Source organism: Cupriavidus ulmosensis, assembly GCF_977008105.1.
Genome location: NZ_CDRMWP010000002.1, coordinates 585,170 through 602,917, shown reverse-complemented (window position 1 = coordinate 602,917; position 17,748 = coordinate 585,170). Strand labels below are relative to the sequence as shown.

Genomic DNA, 17,748 nt, shown 5'->3' with positions numbered 1-17,748 from the left:
AGCGACTCCCTGATGGCGATTGCTTCCCGCCGGGGGCTGCGCCAGCGCAGTCCCCGGTCCCCTCTGTGTCAGTACGCGTTGCGGTGGATCAGCCCCTTGGCCACGGTGGCCGCGATGATGCGCATGTCCAGCGCGAACGACCAGTTGCCGAGGTAGTACAGGTCGCAGGCGATGCGGCCTTCCATCTTCTCGATGCGGTCGGTCTCGCCGCGAAAGCCGTTGACCTGGGCCCAGCCGGTGATGCCGGGCTTGACGCGGTAGCGGTGGATATAGCCGCTCACCAGCTTCTGGTACTGGTCGTCGTGCTCGATGGCGTGCGGGCGCGGGCCCACCACCGACATGTCGCCGCGCAGCACGTTGAAGAACTGCGGCAGCTCGTCCAGGCTGGTGCGGCGCAGGAAGGCGCCCACGCGCGTGATGCGCGGGTCGTCGCGGGTGGCCTGCGTGACCACGCCCGTGGCCTCCACGTGCGCGCGCATCGAGCGGAACTTGTAGATGGTGAAGATGCGGCCGTCGGTGCTCTTGCGCTTCTGCTTGAACAGCACTGGCCCCGGCGACGAGAGCTTGACCGCGATGGCGATGGCCAGCAGCAGCGGCGACAGCCCGACCAGCGCGGCGGCGGCGAACAGGCGGTCGAACACGTCCTTCTGCCGCAGCGCGCTGTCGGACAGCGGCGAGGCCACCAGGTTGATGGCGGGCATGCCGATCAGGCTGATGGTGCCGCTGTCGAACAGCGCCAGGCTGCGCAGGTCCGGCATGAAGCGCACGTTGACCAGTTCCTCGCGGAACTCCGCCACGAACTCCAGGATGGTGCGCTCCTCCGACAGCGGCAGCGCCAGCCACACTTCATGGATGTCCTGCGAGCGGATGTAGCGGTGGAACGCGGCGCGGTCCTCGAAGGTGGGCACCTTCACGTTGAGGCTGCCCACCGCCGGCGCCACGTTGAACGCCGCCACCACGCGAAAGCCCGAGGCCGGCGCCGCCGCGCTGCGGCGGATCACCGCGCTGCAGTGCGCGCCGCAGCCCACCACCGCGACCTTGTGCAGGTTCATGCCGGCGCTGCGCACCTGGCCCAGCACGCCGTGCGTGAGCAGGCGCGAGAGGATCAGCAGCGCGCCGGTGGAAGCCGTCCAGTAGACGAACCACAACCGCGACACGGTGGCGGCGTGGTGCAGCGAGAACAGCACCATGATGCCGCACAGCTGCACCAGCAGCCAGGCCAGCGCGAGGTGGCCGGCCAGCCCGAACTTGGAGCGCCCGCGCCACGACTCGTAGATGCCGAAGGCCGGGAACAGCGCCAGCGTGAAGGCCACCGACAAGGCGAGGAAAACGTCGTAGAAGGTGCGCTGCGCCATCTCGTCGAAGCGGATGTGCGAAGCGATGGCGGCGCCCGCGAACACCAGCGCGACGTCCAGCAGGCGCGCCAGCAAGCCTTCGATCTTCAGCATTTCCCCTCTCCCGATGCCTTCCCGCCACGGCCCGGGACCACGCCCGCGCCACGTCTTGCCGCCCGTTCTTCCGCCGCCTCCCCGCGGCGCCCCCGCCCGTGCGCGCCGCGTCAGGCGCAGCGCCCGTAGGTGTCGTCCACGCGCACGATGTCGTCCTCGCCGAGATAGCCGCCGGACTGCACCTCGATGATTTCCAGCGGCAGCTTCCCGGGGTTTTCCAGCCGGTGGAGCACGCCCAGCGGGATGAAGGTGGACTGGTTTTCGCTGAGCAGGAACTTCTCCTCGCCGCGCACCACCAGCGCGGTGCCGCTGACCACCACCCAGTGCTCGGCGCGGTGGTGATGCAGCTGCAGCGACAGGCGCGCGCCGGGCTGCACCACGATGCGCTTGACCTGGAAGCGGTCGCCGTGCTCGATGGAGTCGTAGAAGCCCCACGGGCGCCGCACCTTGCGGTGGGCGTCGGCTTCCGGCGCGTGCTGGATCTTCATGCGCGCCACCACGTCCTTGACGTCCTGCACGTGCGAGCGGTCCACCACCAGCACCGCGTCGGCGGTCTCGACCACCACGATGTTGCTGGTGCCCACGCAGGCCACCAGGCGGCCGTCGGAATGCACGTAGCTGGAGTGCGCGCCCTCGAACACCACGCGCCCGCGCGCGGCGTTGCCGGCGGTGTCCTTGTCCATCGCGTCCCACACCGCGTCCCACGAGCCGAGGTCGGACCAGCCCGCCTCGAGCGGCACCACCACGCCGCGGCAGGGCGCGTCGCCGCAGTCGAGCCGCTCCATTACGGCGTAGTCGATCGAGTCCGAGGGGCTCAGCAGGAACTGCCGCGCGCACGGCCGGAAGAACTGGCCGTCCTGCTCGCCTTCGGCGGCCGCGGCGACGCACATCTCGTGGATGGCCGGGTGCAGCGATTCGATGGCCTTGAGCCAGACCGAGGCGCGCACCACGAAGATGCCGCTGTTCCACCAGTAGTTGCCGCTGGCCACGTACTGCGCGGCCAGCTCCAGCGCCGGCTTTTCGACGAAGCGCTCCATGTGGCGCACGCCGTCGGCCATCGGCTCGCCGAGCTTGATGTAGCCGTAGCCGGTGTCGGGCCGCGTGGGCGGCACGCCGAGCGTGACGATGGCGCCCTGCTCCGCGTGGCTGGCGGCCAGCGCCAGCGCGCGGTGGAAGGCGCCGGTGTCGGGGATGGCGTGATCGGCGGGCATCACCACCAGGATCGCGTCGGCGCCGTCGGCGCGCGCCAGCGTGGCGGCCAGCGTCAGCGCGGGCGCGGTGTTGCGGCGCGCCGGCTCCACCACCAGCCGGCCCTGCATGCCGCCGGCCTGCAGCTGCTCGGCGGTGACGAAGCGATGCTCGTCGCCGCACACGATGATGGCGGTGGCGTCCACCGGGTGCCGGCCGGAGAAGCCCTGCATGCGCCGCACGGTGGCCTGCAGCAGCGAGTCCGGTCCGACCAGGTCGATCAGCTGCTTGGGAAAGTGCTCCCGCGACAACGGCCACAGCCGCGTGCCGGCGCCGCCGGCCAGCACCACCGGCGTGATGCGCAGGCGCGCGGCCACGTCCTGCGCCTGCGCGGGCGCCGCTGCCGGCGCTTGCATGGATGGCGCCGACTGCATCGGCAACGTCCCGGCCACGGCTTCCACGAGCGTCTTCGACATTTCCCTGCCCTCCTCGATCGGGAGCCGCGCTCCCGGCGCGCCGCGCAGCGCGGCGCCCGTTGTCCGATGCGGCATCGCGCATGCGCGGCGATGCCGCCTGCGCTGCGCCCTGTGCAGCTGCCGCGGTGCGCGCATGGCGCTCACCCCGCGCAGGCGATGCCGGCCTTGCTGCGCTGGCGGTACTCGGTCGGCGAGATCGACATGCGCTTGCGGAAGATCTTGGCCAGCCGGTCGCCATTGCCCATGCCGCAGCGGCGCGCCACCTTGTCGACCGGCAGCTCGGTCTCGGCGAGGAAGCTGCAGGCGGTGTCGAGCCGCGCATGCAGCAGGTAGTCGGACGGCGTCACGCCCATCTCGAGCTTGAAGCGGCGCAGGAAGTTGCGCTCGCTCATGGTCGCCACCTGGGCCGCGTCGGACACGGAGATCTGCTGCTCGCAGTGCTCGTGCAGCCACCGCGCGGCGGCGCGGATCTTGTCGCCCACGCTGGTGGTGCCGGTGTCGGCCAGGCGCGGCATCAGGCGCGCGGTCCAGGCCGGCATCACGCGGCTGCCCACCGCGCGCGCCACGTCCAGGCCGAGATCGCGCTTGATGAGCGTGAGCGCGCTGCGCACCAGCTCGTACTGCTCGCCCGATTCGTCGGCGCTGTGCAGCCCGTAGACCACATTGCCGTGCTCGCCGCCCTGCGACTTGAGGATGCCCGCGGCGGCCAGCACCGCGCGCCCTTCCGCGATCGGCCGCACCGTCGCGGTCCGCGGCGTCACCACGCGCAGCCAGCGCAGCAGCCGCTCGTCGGCCGCGGCATTGCGCGCGCCGGCGCCGCCGGCGATGAACAGCACGTCGAAGCCGGCGAACTCGCGCGGGTCGAGCCCGTCGGTCCAGACCCGCAGCGCCGACGAGCAGGCCACGCTGCCGCCATCCACGGACAGCAGCTGGACGTCGTAGGCGGCTTCCTTGCCCGCGCCGGACGCGGAGCATTCATTGGCAGTCTGGAACAGCTCTGCCACCAGACCGGCACCTAGTAGTGAAAATCCGTCGAACAGGAGAATACCGACGCGTCGCGCGGCGCACTTGGAACGATTAATGGAAGTACTAAACGAGGAACTGAGCCAACTAACCGTCGCCGGTTCGAGCTGCGCATAGGGCATGGTTTTCCCCCCATTGAATTGACCGTTTCCTTCGAGAATTTTTTAATTGGTGTTGCGTTGCATCGTAGACATCCCGAAACCGTAGGAATACGGCGGTGTCGGAAAGTAGCGAAGTGTTGGCGGAAGGCGTCCGTCTATCAGAATAATCCCTGAAAAGTCCGTGCGACTCCCACTCCACCAGCAGGATTTAGGCCTGCTCGACGGTGCCAGCCCGGCTCCGGGGCGGCTTTGGACAACGCTCTTGCACTGTAGTGCAGCATGTTGCGAAGCAGCAAATATGGCGTAAAAACCAGTGCGCGCCAGCGAACATAGTGACCAATTAAAGTGCATGCCGGCATATAGGCAAGCCATTAACTTTTGCTTACAATTTTTCACTAGGCGGGCGCATGGCGTTGCCTGGTTATTTACAAATAAAAAAATTCGGAAAAAATAATTAATATGCTCCATTCGATATGGCCGGAGGCGGCGCGCAGTTCGCGTGATTCTTCCACTGTTACCGCGTCTTTCAGCGCGCAGGTGCCGTGCGCGCCGCCCGCGCGGCGGGCGGCGACATGGAAAGAAACGGCGGGAACATGAGAGGCAGGCCCGCCCGGCTGGCGGGCAAAGCCAGGCGGCGGGCGGGCGATCGCGGCCGCGCGGCAGGCGTTCAGTCGCCCCAGCGCATGCGCAGGACGTGCAGCACCTCGGCCAGCGCGAAGCCGGATTCGGCGCCGCGCCACTGCGCCAGCGCGGTGACGCCGGCCACGCCGACGAGGTGGCCGGCACCTTCGTGGATCTGCGAGACATGCCTGCGCAGCGCGTCGATCTTGCGCTGCCAGGTCGCGCTCACGTCGATGTACAAGGTGCCGCCGGCGACGTCGACGATGCCGCCGCCGCCCCAGCACGTGGCCGGGTACTCGTAGGCGGCCACCAGTCCCGGCGCGTGCTTGGCGCGGCTCGGCCGCGTGGCGGCCAGCCCGACCTCCCAGCAATAGCGGTGGTCCTGGTGCGAGGACGCCAGCGGGATCAGCACCTCGTCCGGCTCGAAGCGGTTCTGCAGCATGTCCAGCCGGTGGATCATCTGCGCGCGCGGCACGGTGTCGAGCGCGCCGTCGAAGCCGGTGGTCAGGACCTCGGTGGCCTGCACGCCCAGCACGTTCATCGACTCCAGGAACTCGTTGAGGCGCTCGCGCTCGCCGACCACCCGGCCCAGGTTCAGCGAGCGGCTGGTGCCGGCCGTGGCCAGCACCACCATGACTTCGCCGCCGGCGTCGACCACGCGCGCGAGGTAGCCGCCCACGCCCAGCTCGGCGTCGTCGGCGTGCGGGCTCAGGACAAGTACACGCTTGCGTTCCATCTCTGCCTCCTCCTGTTTCTATGCCTCCCCGCGGCGGCGCTCAGGCCGAGCTCACCAGCCGGCGCGCCAGCGCGCGGTACTGGCCGGCGGTGTCGTTCAGCGTGAGGCCGTCGAGCGAGCGCGCCATGCGCGGCTGGGCCAGCGCGCGCGTGAGCGCCGCGCCGTAGGCGGCGGCGTCGCCGGTATCGAGCAGCTGCACGCCCGGGTAGTCGCGCGCGAAGGCGAAGGCGGGAATCGCGCTGGCAACCACCGGCACGCCAGCGGCCAGCGCCTCGAGAAAGGCGATGCTGTGCGCCTCCGAGGCCGACGGCATGGCGAACACCGTCGCCGAGGCCAGCAGCTCCGGCACGTTGTTCTGCGGGCCGTTGACCCACACCTTGTCGCCCAGGCCAAGACCGGATACCTGCGCGCAGACCTCGGCGTAGTAGGCCGGGTCCTCGATCACGCCGTACATCTCCAGCCGCGCGTCGGGCACGTCGCGCAGCGCCTCGCGGAACGCCAGCACGGTCTGCAGCTGATTCTTGATGGCCGCGTAGCGGCCCACCTGCACCACCAGCGGCGCGCGCGCCGGCACGGCCGGGCGGATGAAGAAGCGGCCGGTGTCCACGCCGTTGGGGATGACCGCCATGAGCGGATGCTCGCCCACCGCGCCGATGTAGTCGCGGAGGTTCCCCTGCGACACGCCGATCACGGCGCGCGCGCGCGTGGACAGCAGCCGCTCGACGTTGCGGAACAGCTTGCGCTCGAAGTCGTTGGCGGCCGAGTGCATCACGTACACCACCGGCACGCGCGACGGCAGCGCGCGCGCGTAGAACGCCGGGATGGTGGCGTGGGCGAACAGGATGTCGGGCCGGCACGCGCGCAGCACGCCGCGCAGGTGCCACAGCCGCCCGGGCAGCTTGTGCGGCCGGGCGGGGAACAGGCAGCGCACGCCGGCGGCGTCGAGCTGGGCGCGCAGCGGCGCGAAGTCGTCCTGCTGCGGCATCAGCGCCGACACGCACACGGTGTCGCCGTGGGACTGCTGGTGGATCGCCAGGTCCTTGGCCAGCATCTCCGCGCCCGACAGGCGCGGGGTCAGCACCAGATGAAGAATCCGCATCATGCCTCCTTGTGCGTGCGCGCGCCGCGTATCCGGTGGATGCGGTAGAGCATCCAGGCCGCGGCGCACGACAGGCCCAGCGTCATCGCCCACGCGAGGCCGGCCGCGCCGCGGTAGTGCGTGGCCGGCGGCACCGCGGCGAGCAGCACGCAGATCTGGATCACCGAGGCCTCGGTGGCCGCGCGCGGCAGGCCCACCGCGCGCAGGTACGCCACCAGCACCGCGATCAGCGCGCCGATGGCCATGTAGATGGCGAAGATGCGGAACAGCGGCACCGCGCCCAGCCACGCCGGCCCCAGCACCAGCAGGAACAGCGGCTCCGCGGCCAGCCGCAGCGCCACCACCACCGCGGCCAGCCCCAGCCCGCCGAGCAGCACGAAGCGCCGCAGCAGCGTGGCGTCGGAGCCGTCCTGCTTGCGAAAGCGCGCGGCGAAAGTGGGGAACAGGTACTGCGACATGGCGATGCCGGCATCGGCCAGCAGCATCTGCGCGAACTTGGACGACATCTGGTACACGCCGAGCTGCGCCGGCCCGAGCAGCTTGCCGACGATGACCTTGTCGAACTGGTTGAGCAGCAGGTTGACCACGCTGCCGGCCCAGATCCAGCGGCTGAAGCCCATGTAGTGGCCGATGCCGGTCCAGCGCGGGCGCAGCGGCGGGCGCGGCTTCATGCCCAGCCACGTGAGCGCGCTCTTGAGCGATTCGCCGGCCAGCAGGCCAATCAGGATGGCGCCCGCGCCCGCGCCGGCCAGCGCGCAGGCCACGCCGACCACGCAGTCGGTGGCGGCGGCGGCCACCTCGATGCCGGCGATCTGCTGGAAGCCGCGCTCGCGCGTGACCACGAAATAGGCCGGCGAGGCCAGCCCGCGCACCAGCGGCAGCGCGGCGGCCATCAGCAGCGGCAGCAGCGCGCCGTCGAGGTGGAACTGCGCCTGCAGCACCGGCGCCAGCGCCGCCAGCAGCAGCGCCACCAGCGCGCCGCGGCAGGTCAGCACGGTCCACAGCGCGCCGAGCTGGTCCGGCGAGGGCGGCTGCTGGCCCTGCACCACGGCCTGCGGCAGGCCGGTGTCGCTGAGCGCCTCGGCGATGGCCACGGCCAGCAGCGCCACCGCGGCGATGCCGACCGCGGACGGGCCGAGGATGCGGCCGACCACCAGGAACTTGACCGCCACCAGCCCGCGCACCATCACCTGCTGGCCCAGCACCCACGCGGCCGAGCTGGCATGCAGCCCGGACCGCGGCAGGAAGGCGGCTGCGCCGCGCAGGGATTTGGCCATGTTGCTGTGCCCCTCGGTGACGTCGTGGACAGGCGCTCGGGCGGCGCGCGGCGGCGGCCGGCGCCGGGGATGCCGGTGACGCGGCCAACGCTTGCGAGCCATGCGGCCCAATCTACCGCAGCCGCGCGGGCGGCAATCGCCAGGGCATAGCTTTAATCCGTCACCCCGCGGCGGCGCGCGCGGGCCAGTGCTTTTCCGCCAGCGGGGCGCAGATTGGCGGCTGGCGCGGCAGGCGCGGTGCTAATGTGAAACGGAGGATTCTCCGCAACCCGCTGCACGGCGGCCCGCGCCGGGCCCGCTGCGTCCGGACCCGCCATGCCCGACCCGACCGCACTGATCATCGAGCACGACTTCACCGGCCACCGCTGGCGCTACGTCGAGTGGGCGATGCAGGCCTACCGCGAGGCCGGCTACCACTGCATGGTAGCCACCGATCCGGCCAACCGCGAGCACCCGCTAGCGCGCCGGCTGCTGGCCGGGCAGCAGCCGCACACCACGCTGCTGTTCGTACCGGCCCCGGCCGGCGCGGGCGCGGGCGCCGGCCGCGTGGCCTATGTGCGCTTCTGGCGCATGTTCCGCCACGCGTTCCGCATCGCCGGCGCGGAGCGGCCCGCCTCGCTGGTGGTGGTGCCGTATGTCGATTACTTCCTCTACGCGCTGCCGCTGCTGGGCTCGCCGTTCGGCGCGGTGCCGTGGGTCGGCATCACCATGCGCGCGAGCTTCCATCACAGCAAGGTGGGCGTGAAGGCGCCGCGCCAGCCGCTGGTCAACGCGGTCAAGACCTGGCTGTTCCGGCGCGCGCTCGACACCGGCGGCATGAAGACGCTGCTGTCGATCGACCCGACGCTGCCGCAGTGGGTGGCCTCGGCCAGCGGCCGCGCCCAGGCCGTCGCCTACCTCGCCGACCCCTGCCCCGAGGCGCTGCCGGCCGATCCCGCGGCGGCGCGCGCGCGGCTCGGGCTGGGCCCGGGCCGGCACCTGCTGGTGTATGGCGCCATCAGCGAGCGCAAGGGCATCCGCGAGCTGGTGGCGGCGCTGGCGGCGCACCCGCGCGCGCCCGCGCTGGTGGTGGCGGGCCAGCAGGACGCCGACGTGCGCGCGTTCCTGCGCGAGGCCAGCCGCGCGCTGTCGCCGCCGATGGTGATGCTGGACCGCTTCATCTCCGACGAGGACGAGGCCGCCCTGTTCTGCGCCTGCGACGCGGTGTGGCTCGGCTACAAGGGCCACTACGGCATGAGCGGCGTGCTGGTGCAGGCCTACCGCGCCGGCAAGCCCGTGATCGCCACCGCCGACGGGCTGATCGGCTGGTTCTGCCGCGGGCGCGAGCTGGGGCCGGTGCTGGACGATCTCTCCCCCGCCGCGATCGGGCGCGCGCTCGACCAGCTCGGGCAGTCCGCGTGGCCGGCGCCGGCGGCGCCCGCCGCCGCCCCGCCGCGCGCGCACCTGCTCGCGCGCAACACGCTCAGCGAATTCAAGCAGACGCTGCGCCGCGCCGCGGCCTAGGCCGCGGCCGGCCTGGCGCCGTAGTGCCAAGCCGCCAAAACGCCCCTTGCGAAAGGCCATTCCCGGCAAATAGCGATTCGCCCGCTGTTTCACGTTCGATAATTTTCCCGACAGGAACGAAATGAATGAAATCGCGAACGGTGCGCGAGGGGCGAAGGACCGGACATGAAGACCGAAGCATACGCAGACTACCTGGAACGCGCGGCCGGCCCGCGCGAGGCGGCCACGCCGGAAGCGCGTGATACGCGTGATGCGCGCGACATGCGCGACACGCGCAATGCGCGCGACGGCACCCGGGCCGCGTCCGCCGGCCGCGTGGTGGACCTCGACCTGGCCGGGCCCGGCAACTACGTGCGCCGCCGCGGCGTGCTGGTCGAGGCGATGTGGTTCGTGATCGAGGCCGCCATCATCAGCAACAAGCTGATCCCGTTCTCCGGCCTGCGCGCGGGCCTGCTGCGGCTGTTCGGCGCGCGCATCGGGCGCCGCTGCCGGCTGCTGCACCCGATCCGGGTCAAGTCGCCGTGGAACCTGGAGGTCGGCGACAGTTGCTGGTTCGGCATGGACGTGTGGATCTACAACCAGGCGCCGGTGCGCATCGGCTCGAACGTGTGCATCTCGCAGGGCAGCTTCCTGACGGCGGGCTCGCACGCGCTGGACGGCAACATGGACCTGCAGGTCGCGCCCATCGTGATCGAGGACGGCGTGTGGATCACCGCCGGCTGCGTGGTGCAGAAGGGCATCACCATCGGGCGCTCGGCGGTGGTCACGCCGCTGTCGGTGGTGCACCGCTCGCTGGAGCCGGAAGGCATCTACGGCGGCAATCCGTGCCGCTTCATCCGCAAGCGCTTCGGCGCGCCCGCGGACATGAGCGAAGCGGACGCGCCCGGCATGCGGTAGGCGGCGCGCGCACGACCCGCGCCGGCCGCGCCAGGAGCAAGACCATCCCGACAGCGCGCTTGGAGGAGAACAGCATGGAAAACCCGGCAACCCGCGGCAAGCACATCGGCAGCCGCTCGATCGAACTCGACTTCGTGCGCGGGCTGGCCATCATCGCCGTGATGGGCATGCACTTCCATGCCGTGAGCACCGGCAACCCGCTCATCGCGCTGATCGAGTATCCGCTCAAGAACTTCGGCCGCGAGGGCGTCAACCTGTTCTTCACGCTGAGCGGCTTCCTGGTCGGCGGGCTGCTGCTGCGCCAGTACGCGCAGAACGGCCACGTGGACGCGCGCCGCTTCATCATCCGCCGCATCTTCAAGATCTGGCCGGCCTACTACGCGCTGATCCTGTTCCACGTGCTGGCCGGGCGGCACCCGACCAGCACCTTCCTGTACCAGAACCTCACGCACCTGCAGAACTACCTGGGCAGCTCCATCACGCAGACCTGGAGCCTCGCCGTCGAGGAGCACTTCTACCTGTTCCTGCCCGCGGTGCTGCTGCTGGTGGCGCGCCTGTCGCTGCGCGCCGGCACCATCCTGTGGATGACGGCGGCGCTGTGCGTGGTGGTGCTGGCCGCGCGCTGCTTCGCGGTGGCCAGCGGCGACCTCGAAGGCGCCTCGGCCTACACGCAGTACCGCATCGACAGCCTGCTGTACGGCGTCATGCTGGCCACCCTGTACTGGATGAAGCCCGAGCTGTACCACCGCATCGCGCGCCGCAAGATGCTGCTGGTGGCCATCGTGGCGGCCACGGCGGCGTGGCTGGTGCTGCTGCAGCGGAACCTGGTGCTGGAGGAGACCATCGGCTACACCATCCAGTCGATCGGCTTCGCCGCGCTGATCGTGCTGGTGCTCGAATACTCGGGCAAGCTGCGCACCGCGTGGCTGTACCGCGCGGTGGCGTGGACCGGCGTGTACTCGTACGGCATCTACCTGTGGCATTCGGTGGCGCTGGCCCCCGGCGACCTGTTCATCCGCAAGGCGACCGCGCTGGGCGTGCCGGCGGTGCCGCTGTGGGGCCTGGCGCTGGCGCTGCAGTTCGCGGTGGCCATCGTGGTGGGCTACGCCGCCACGCGCGCGATCGAATTCCCGTTCCTGCGCATGCGCGATGCGCTGTTCCCGGCCAACAAGCGCAGCGGCGAGCCGGCGCTGCAGCCAAGCGAGCGCCCCGCCGCTTGAGCGCGCCGGGCCCGCGCCGCGCACGGAGAAAACAGGGTGAACCACTGTGGCTAGGTACGCTCAGTCCATCAAAGACCGCGCCGTGGCGCGGATGCTGCCACCCGAGAGCGCCAGCGTCGAGCAGGTCTCCGCCGAGATGCGCATCTCGATGGCCGCGCTCGGGCGCTGGCGCGCCGACGCGCTGGCCATGCCGCCGGCCGACCCCGCCGCCGCCGGCGAGGCCCGGCTCGAGGCCGTGCTCGCCACCGGCACGATGGGCGAGCAGCAGAAGTCGCAGTGGTGCCGCGACAACGCCGTCGACCCGCTCGAGCTGGAATACTGGCGCCGCAGCGCCGCCGCGGCGCTGTCCGACAGCCGCGGCATGGGCGCGGTGCGGCGCCTGCACGAGCAGGACCAGCGCCGCATCCGCGAGCTGGAGCGCGAGCTGCGCCGCAAGGAGCAGGCGCTGGCCGAGGCCGCCACGCTGCTGGTGCTGACCAAGAACGTCACCGCGCTGTTCGAGACCTCGGGCAACAAATAGGCAGGCCCTACTGCGCCACGTAGCCTTCGGGCGTGGTCACGCCGGCCTGCGCCACCGTCGCGTTGGCCGAGATCACGTACAGCGGCGCCTCGGTCAGCGCGAGCGTGAGCGCGCCATTGGCATACGGCACCGTGGCCGCGTTGCCCATCATGTCCAGCACCGTCACGCTGCCGCTGGTGCCGGGCGCGTCCACGGTCAGCGTGTAGGGCACGCTGTAGGTCGCGCTGAAGCCGCTCGCGGCGCTCCAGCTGGCATTGTCGTGGGTCCACAGCGCGGTCACGATGCTGTTGCTGCCCAGGCGCTGGAACGCATAACCGTAGACGCCCTGCGGCAGGCCCTTGAGCGGACCCAGCGTGTTGGTGCCGTCGACCAGCCGCGTCATCGCCGCCACCGCCATCGCCGCCGGCTTGGGGCTGACGCGCGCCGGGCCGTGGCTGCCTTTCGGGTTGTCCAGGTTGAAGAAGATGCCGTAGCCGGGCTCGTCGGGCGGGTCGGCGGCATAGAACACGAAGCTCACGTCGGCGCCCTCGCCGAGCAGGATCAGGTGCGCGCGCGCCACCACCGCGCCGTGCGCGTAGAGGATGTTCTGGGTCGGGTAGTCGGGGCCGTAGGTCGCGCCGAGGTCGTAGCTGATGCCGGTCTCGGTGACGAACAGGCGGGCGCCGCGCTTGAGCCGCGTGGCGACCACGTGGCGCAGTTCGCGCATGGCCGCCGGCAGCGCGTTGGCGGCGTCCGCGGCGCTGGGCGCGCCGACCAGCCGCTCGGGCGGGTGCGACGGCGAGGTGCCGGCGTCGTAGTAGCCGTGCGCGCTCAGGCCGTCGAGGTACTGCGCGATGCCCAGCGGCGCCAGGCGCTCGATCCACACCGAGTTCTGCCGCAGGAAGGCATTGGTGGTGCCCATCACCACCGCGTTGGGATCGTTGGCGTGGATGCCCTGCCACGTCGCCTTGTACATCGCCACGAAGTTCGCGTCGGTGTCCTTCCACGGCCGGCCACCGTCGTAGTCGGGCTCCCACGTCACCTGGTAGTAGTTGGCCGACTGCGCCGGGAAATAGCGCGCGCGCGCGGCGGCCGACTCCAGCCCCACGCGCGTCATGTAGTCCTGGTACGCCGGCATGGACTTGGGCGCGTAGCCATAGGTGGGCTGGCCGGTCGGGCTGGCCCAGCCGGGGATGCCGTCGAGCTGGATCAGCCGCATCAGGTCGCCGGGCTGGAAGTAGGAAGCCAGCGGATAGGTGGCCGGGTTGAAGGTGTTGGGGCCGCTCGGCTCGGTGACGGACCAGTTGCGGTTGTCGTTGGCCCACGACAGGCCCAGCGCCGGATAGATCGGGCGATAGCCGTCGCCGTCGCAGCAGGTCTGGCCGGGCGCGACGAACGCCGTGCCCTGCCCGCCGAAGCGGTGCAGGTCCTGGCGCGCGTAGCTGGCCGCCGGCAGCACCGCGGAGACGTCGGGCAGCACGCCGAAGGTGGCGATGCCGTTGGGGCGCGTGCCGCGCGAGCGCAGGCCGCCGCCGGCCGAGGCCAGGCTCACCGACACGGCGAAGTAGCCGGCGGCGCTCGCCCTGCAATCCATCGTCGACACGCGCGGGCCGGCGTCCACCGGGAACTGCCCGTTCGCGCGGACCCGGCCCCAGGTGTCGGCGATGGACCAGTTGGCGACGTCGGCGCCGGCCGCGCGCGTGGTGATGCTCACCTCGAAGGTGCTGCCCGGCGCGAACATGCGCGAGCCGTCGCTGCCGGGCGTGTCGGCCTCGATGGTGTCGCCGTCGGGCGGGGCGTCGGCGCCGGCGGCGGGCGCGGCGCAGGTGATGGTGCCGCTGTCCGCCAGCCCGGCCGCGGCCGGCGGCGGCGCGCTGCCGGCCGGCCTGGGCTTGTCCGCGCCGTGGTCGCCGCCGCACGCGGTGGCGGCGAACAGGCACAGGCAGGCGAGCAGCGCGGCGGGCAGGGTATGGCGCGCGGCGCGGCGCGGCGGGCGGGTGGCGGCGGGACAAAGCAGACGCATCGCGCTAGTCTCCCTGGTAGCAGATCACCTGCGCGTAGTACGGAGAGTAGTGCCAGATGATCTGCTGCAGCGGCGCGTGGCGACCGTAGGCGACCGTGGCGACGGTGCACAGGCCGAGCAGCGCCGCCCCGGCGATCACGCTGCTGCCGGGCCGGCGCGGCGCGGGCGCGCAGGCGCGCAGCACCCAGCCCGCGATGGCGGCGCCGAGCAGCCAGCCGGCCACCACCTCGGCCGGCGTGTGCGCGCCGAGCAGCACGCGGCTCAGGCAGATCAGGGCCGCCAGCGCCAGGCCCAGTGTCAACCCCGGCAGCAGTCCCCGTGTCGGGCCGGCGGCGCGCCAGCCCGGCCGCGCGCCGCGCAGCAGCAGCGCCAGGAACACCGACCACACCGCCGCCGAGAGCATCGCGTGGCCGCTGATCACGCGCATGTCGAAGCGCTCCAGCGCCAGGCCGCAGCCCGCGTGCAGCAGCTTGCTGGCCAGCACCACCGCCGAGCCCGCCGCCAGGCACGCGACCCAGCGCAGCGCGGCGCGCCACCCGTCCGCGCGCAGCAGCCACAAGGCCGTGGCGAACGCCAGCGGCAGCGTCACGGCAGCATCGCCAAGGTCTGTGATGCGATACCAGTTCATCGTGCTTGTTCGTTGTGCTTGCCCGTCGTGCGGCAGTCCGGCTTGATGGTCCGACCGACGATCCGACCTGATGGCCCGACCTGATTGCCCGACCTGATGGCCCGACCTCATGGCCCGACTCTAAGGCCGCCGCGCCGCGCCGTGGCGCGCGCGCGCGCGCACTGTCTGAATATGGCGAACTGTTGGCAGATGCCCGTCTGGCCACGGCGATACGCTGGCTGCACCTGGGCAAGCCGCGCCGCGGCCGCCTCGGCCGGGCAACCACACGACGGGGGTAGATCCATGCTCAAGATCAGGAAAGCCGTATTTCCGGTGGCCGGCCTAGGCACGCGCTTCCTTCCCGCCACCAAGGCAAGCCCGAAGGAGATGCTGCCGGTGGTCGACAAGCCGCTGGTCCAGTACGCCGTGGAGGAAGCCATCGCGGCCGGCATCACCGAGCTGATCTTCGTCACCGGGCGCAGCAAGCGCGCCATCGAGGACCACTTCGACAAATCCTACGAGGTGGAGGCCGAACTGTTGGCGCGCGGCAAACAGGCGCTGCTGGACCTGGTGCGCGGCATCAAGCCCGCCCACGTCGACTGCTTCTACGTGCGGCAGGCCGAGCCGCTCGGGCTCGGCCACGCGGTGCGCTGCGCCAGCAAGCTGATCGGCGACGAGCCGTTCGCGGTGATCCTGGCCGACGACCTGCTCGACGCGCGCACGCCCGTGCTCAAGCAGATGATCGAGGTCTTCGACCACTATCACAGCAGCGTCATCGGCGTGGAGGCGATCGCGCCGCAGGACTCCCGCTCCTATGGCGTGATCGACGGCAAGCCGTGGGACGAGCGCGTGTTCAAGATGTCCGGCATCGTGGAGAAGCCCGCGCCCGAGGCGGCGCCGTCCAACCTCGGCGTGGTGGGCCGCTACGTGCTGATGCCCAGCATCTTCGCGCACCTCGGCGCGCTCGCGCCGGGCGCGGGCGGCGAGCTGCAACTGACCGACGCGATCCAGGTGCTGCTCGCCCACGAGCAGGCGCTGGCCTACCGCTACGAAGGCCGGCGCTTCGACTGCGGCAGCAAGCTCGGCTACCTGAAGGCCACGGTGGAGTTCGCGCTGCGCCATCCCGAGGTGGCGGCGCCGTTCGCCGAATACCTGCGCGACGAATGCGCCGTGTTCGCGCAGCCAGCGCCCGCGAAAACCAGCGAAGCCGCGCAAGCCACTCAACCCACGGAAGCCACGCAGGCCACGCAAGCCGCGGCCAGCACGGCCGCCGCCCGCGCCGCGCAACGCGCCGGGCTGGTGCCCGAGGCCGCCTGAACGGCGCGGGCCGGCTTCAGCGGAAGTAGGCCTTGGTGTTCTCGTGCACGTCGTCGCGGCCGAGCAGTTCCCCGGGCGTCATCCAGCGGTAGGCGCTGTGCTGTTCCGGCATGCCCGCCGCCTCCCCGCCGCCCTGCGCCTCGTCCGGCATCGTCCAGGCGTAGGCCAGCACGACGTAGTGCGTGGTGACGCCCGGCTCCCCGGCGAAGTTGTCCGGGTAGTGATGCTCGAACACGCCGCGCGCCACCGCGCCGGCGCGCTCGGCGCCGGCAATGCCGAGCTCGTCCGCGACGATGCGCCGGAATGCCGCATCGAGGCTTTCGTCCTTGCGGATGCGCCCGCCCGGCACGAACCACGTGTCGCGCGCGGGACGGTTGCGGCGGCGGCCGAGCAGCGCGCGGCCCCGGGCATCGGTGACGATCAGGTCGATCGACACCAGCGGGGCGTGGCGCACCACGGCGAGGAAATCCATAGCACCGAGCATGGATGGCGGCTCCAGGAAAAATGATGGCAGTGGAAAAAGCGGCAGCGGCGCGGCAGCCGGCGAAACGCGGGACGGCGCCGGCGCAAGGGGGAATGACCGGGAACCGTCGACGCACCCTCGCCGGCGCAGAAAGGCGCCCCGCCCACCGGGGGATAGGCGAGGCGCAAAACGCGCGCAAGTGGGTCAGACCTGAGCGCGACGTTCCGAGCCTAACCGCGTCCGCGCGATCATAACGTGGGCTAGCGCACCGCGCGCTGCCACAAGCGAACGATTGGCGGAAGGCGACGGTCCGGTCCGCGGGCCACCGGCGGACCACCAGCGGCCGCCGGATTTTTCCAATCCACCCAGAGGTTGGGTATCCCTTCAGACTGCCCGGTGGCTGACGTTATTGCGGGAGCGGCCGGGAGTGGCCTGCCGCATGCCCGGCGCAGGCGCCCGGGTATCACCGCGCGCCCGCGGGGCACGCCCGAACCCCACGCAGACCCCCATGCAATCCGACCTGACCCTCCTGGCGGCGCTGTGCGCCGTTACCGCAGTGTTGTTCGCCGCGCTCGGCATCCGCTATCTGCGCAAGCGCTCGCGCGTGGACCTGTGCATCTCCCGGCTGGAACAGCAGTTGCGCGAGCGCCGGATGGGGCAGTGATGCCCGCCTTATGATTTAAAAATCACATAACGACCGAATCAGCCACGAGGCGGCCCGGTCCGAGTGCCGGAACAGAGCCCGAAAATATGGGTTATTCTCGACATCATGTCTTATAGACGATACTTATGATTTCCCACGTAACGAGCCGCAGTAAATGTATGCATAAGTCTGAGAACTGGGCCACCGGCGAATTGTCCGCGTGGACGGCATCGTTACCGATCTTCGCAGCGGGGTTCCAGGGTACCCGATGCAGGCCATAGAGCGTGCAGGGTTGGAACGACGGGGTGTGGATGTCGCGGGGTGTAAAGGGCCATTCTTCGGAGTGGCCTTTTTTATTGGTTTTTTTGCTTGTTTCTTGGGTTTCGGGAGTCGCTTTCTTCTCCTGGGTCGGGTTTTCTGTTTGGGCTTTCTGTGGGCCTTGAGGCTCGGGCGGTTTGGGTGGTTCGGGCTGCTGCCGCGACCGGTTTGGGTCGCCACGGCGTAGCACCGGCGTGGTTTCGTGGTGGGCGTGGTGGCTCCCGCTTGACGGGCGGTGGCCTCGGCGTCACCTGCCATCGTTCCGCACTGTCGTATCCACCAACGACCA

General features: G+C 70.8%; 14 protein-coding genes and 1 pseudogene. 6 read left to right on the top strand and 9 right to left on the bottom strand.

Annotation, left to right across the window (positions count from 1 at the left end; genetic code table 11):
• Window positions 1-68: 68 nt before the first annotated feature.
• From ACWTPI_RS22585 to ACWTPI_RS22560, 6 genes are all read right to left on the bottom strand, one after another.
• Window positions 69-1,448: an undecaprenyl-phosphate glucose phosphotransferase gene (locus tag ACWTPI_RS22585; RefSeq protein WP_020206123.1), complete on the bottom strand. Its 1,380-nt coding sequence runs from the start codon at window positions 1,446-1,448 to the stop codon at window positions 69-71.
• A gap of 110 nt (window positions 1,449-1,558) precedes the next feature.
• Window positions 1,559-3,052, bottom strand: coding sequence for a mannose-1-phosphate guanylyltransferase/mannose-6-phosphate isomerase (locus tag ACWTPI_RS22580; protein ID WP_043367387.1), 1,494 nt, complete (start codon window positions 3,050-3,052; stop codon window positions 1,559-1,561).
• Between the two features lie 200 nt (window positions 3,053-3,252).
• A complete protein-coding gene (locus tag ACWTPI_RS22575; protein ID WP_029044265.1) occupies window positions 3,253-4,257 on the bottom strand; it encodes a GlxA family transcriptional regulator in 1,005 nt (334 codons plus the stop codon).
• 646 nt (window positions 4,258-4,903) lie between these two features.
• Entirely contained in the window at window positions 4,904-5,593 is a 690-nt protein-coding gene (locus ACWTPI_RS22570; RefSeq protein ID WP_020206126.1) for a PIG-L deacetylase family protein, read from the bottom strand.
• Between the two features lie 40 nt (window positions 5,594-5,633).
• A complete protein-coding gene (locus ACWTPI_RS22565) occupies window positions 5,634-6,692 on the bottom strand; it encodes a glycosyltransferase family 4 protein (protein WP_454733995.1) in 1,059 nt (352 codons plus the stop codon).
• Entirely contained in the window at window positions 6,692-7,969 is a 1,278-nt protein-coding gene (locus ACWTPI_RS22560; RefSeq protein WP_454732769.1) for an oligosaccharide flippase family protein, read from the bottom strand. The genes ACWTPI_RS22565 and ACWTPI_RS22560 overlap by 1 nt, the downstream gene beginning before the upstream one ends.
• Window positions 7,970-8,284: 315 nt before the next feature.
• Here ACWTPI_RS22560 and ACWTPI_RS22555 point away from each other — a divergent pair, with 315 nt between their 5' ends.
• The 4 genes and pseudogenes from ACWTPI_RS22555 to ACWTPI_RS22540 form a co-directional block, all read left to right on the top strand.
• Entirely contained in the window at window positions 8,285-9,472 is a 1,188-nt protein-coding gene (locus tag ACWTPI_RS22555) for a glycosyltransferase (protein ID WP_454732768.1), read from the top strand.
• 261 nt (window positions 9,473-9,733) lie between these two features.
• Window positions 9,734-10,369: a DapH/DapD/GlmU-related protein gene (locus ACWTPI_RS22550; RefSeq protein WP_454733994.1), complete on the top strand. Its 636-nt coding sequence runs from the start codon at window positions 9,734-9,736 to the stop codon at window positions 10,367-10,369.
• A gap of 74 nt (window positions 10,370-10,443) precedes the next feature.
• Window positions 10,444-11,589 (top strand): acyltransferase family protein, encoded by a 1,146-nt coding sequence (locus ACWTPI_RS22545; protein WP_020423976.1) that lies wholly within the window; start codon window positions 10,444-10,446, stop codon window positions 11,587-11,589.
• A 46-nt stretch (window positions 11,590-11,635) separates the two neighbouring features.
• A pseudogene (locus ACWTPI_RS22540) lies at window positions 11,636-12,070 on the top strand (IS3-like element ISAzo10 family transposase); the annotation flags it as partial.
• A 46-nt stretch (window positions 12,071-12,116) separates the two neighbouring features.
• On the opposite strand, the gene ACWTPI_RS22535 reads toward ACWTPI_RS22540, so the two are convergent.
• The gene (locus ACWTPI_RS22535; protein ID WP_020206133.1) at window positions 12,117-14,111 is read right to left on the bottom strand and encodes a hypothetical protein; all 1,995 of its coding nucleotides are present in this window, start codon (window positions 14,109-14,111) and stop codon (window positions 12,117-12,119) included.
• A gap of 4 nt (window positions 14,112-14,115) precedes the next feature.
• Window positions 14,116-14,739 carry a phosphatase PAP2 family protein gene (locus ACWTPI_RS22530; RefSeq protein WP_020206134.1) on the bottom strand — a complete coding sequence of 208 codons (624 nt, stop codon included), beginning with the start codon at window positions 14,737-14,739 and terminating at the stop codon, window positions 14,116-14,118.
• Between the two features lie 282 nt (window positions 14,740-15,021).
• Here ACWTPI_RS22530 and galU point away from each other — a divergent pair, with 282 nt between their 5' ends.
• Window positions 15,022-16,035: a UTP--glucose-1-phosphate uridylyltransferase GalU gene (gene galU / locus ACWTPI_RS22525; protein WP_454732767.1), complete on the top strand. Its 1,014-nt coding sequence runs from the start codon at window positions 15,022-15,024 to the stop codon at window positions 16,033-16,035.
• Between the two features lie 16 nt (window positions 16,036-16,051).
• On the opposite strand, the gene ACWTPI_RS22520 is transcribed toward galU, so the two are convergent.
• Window positions 16,052-16,519 carry a GDP-mannose mannosyl hydrolase gene (locus ACWTPI_RS22520; protein ID WP_029044266.1) on the bottom strand — a complete coding sequence of 156 codons (468 nt, stop codon included), beginning with the start codon at window positions 16,517-16,519 and terminating at the stop codon, window positions 16,052-16,054.
• A gap of 487 nt (window positions 16,520-17,006) precedes the next feature.
• On the opposite strand from ACWTPI_RS22520, the gene ACWTPI_RS22515 reads away from it, so the two are divergent.
• Window positions 17,007-17,162, top strand: a complete 156-nt coding sequence (locus tag ACWTPI_RS22515) for a hypothetical protein (protein WP_454732766.1) — start codon at window positions 17,007-17,009, stop codon at window positions 17,160-17,162.
• Window positions 17,163-17,748: the final 586 nt, after the last annotated feature.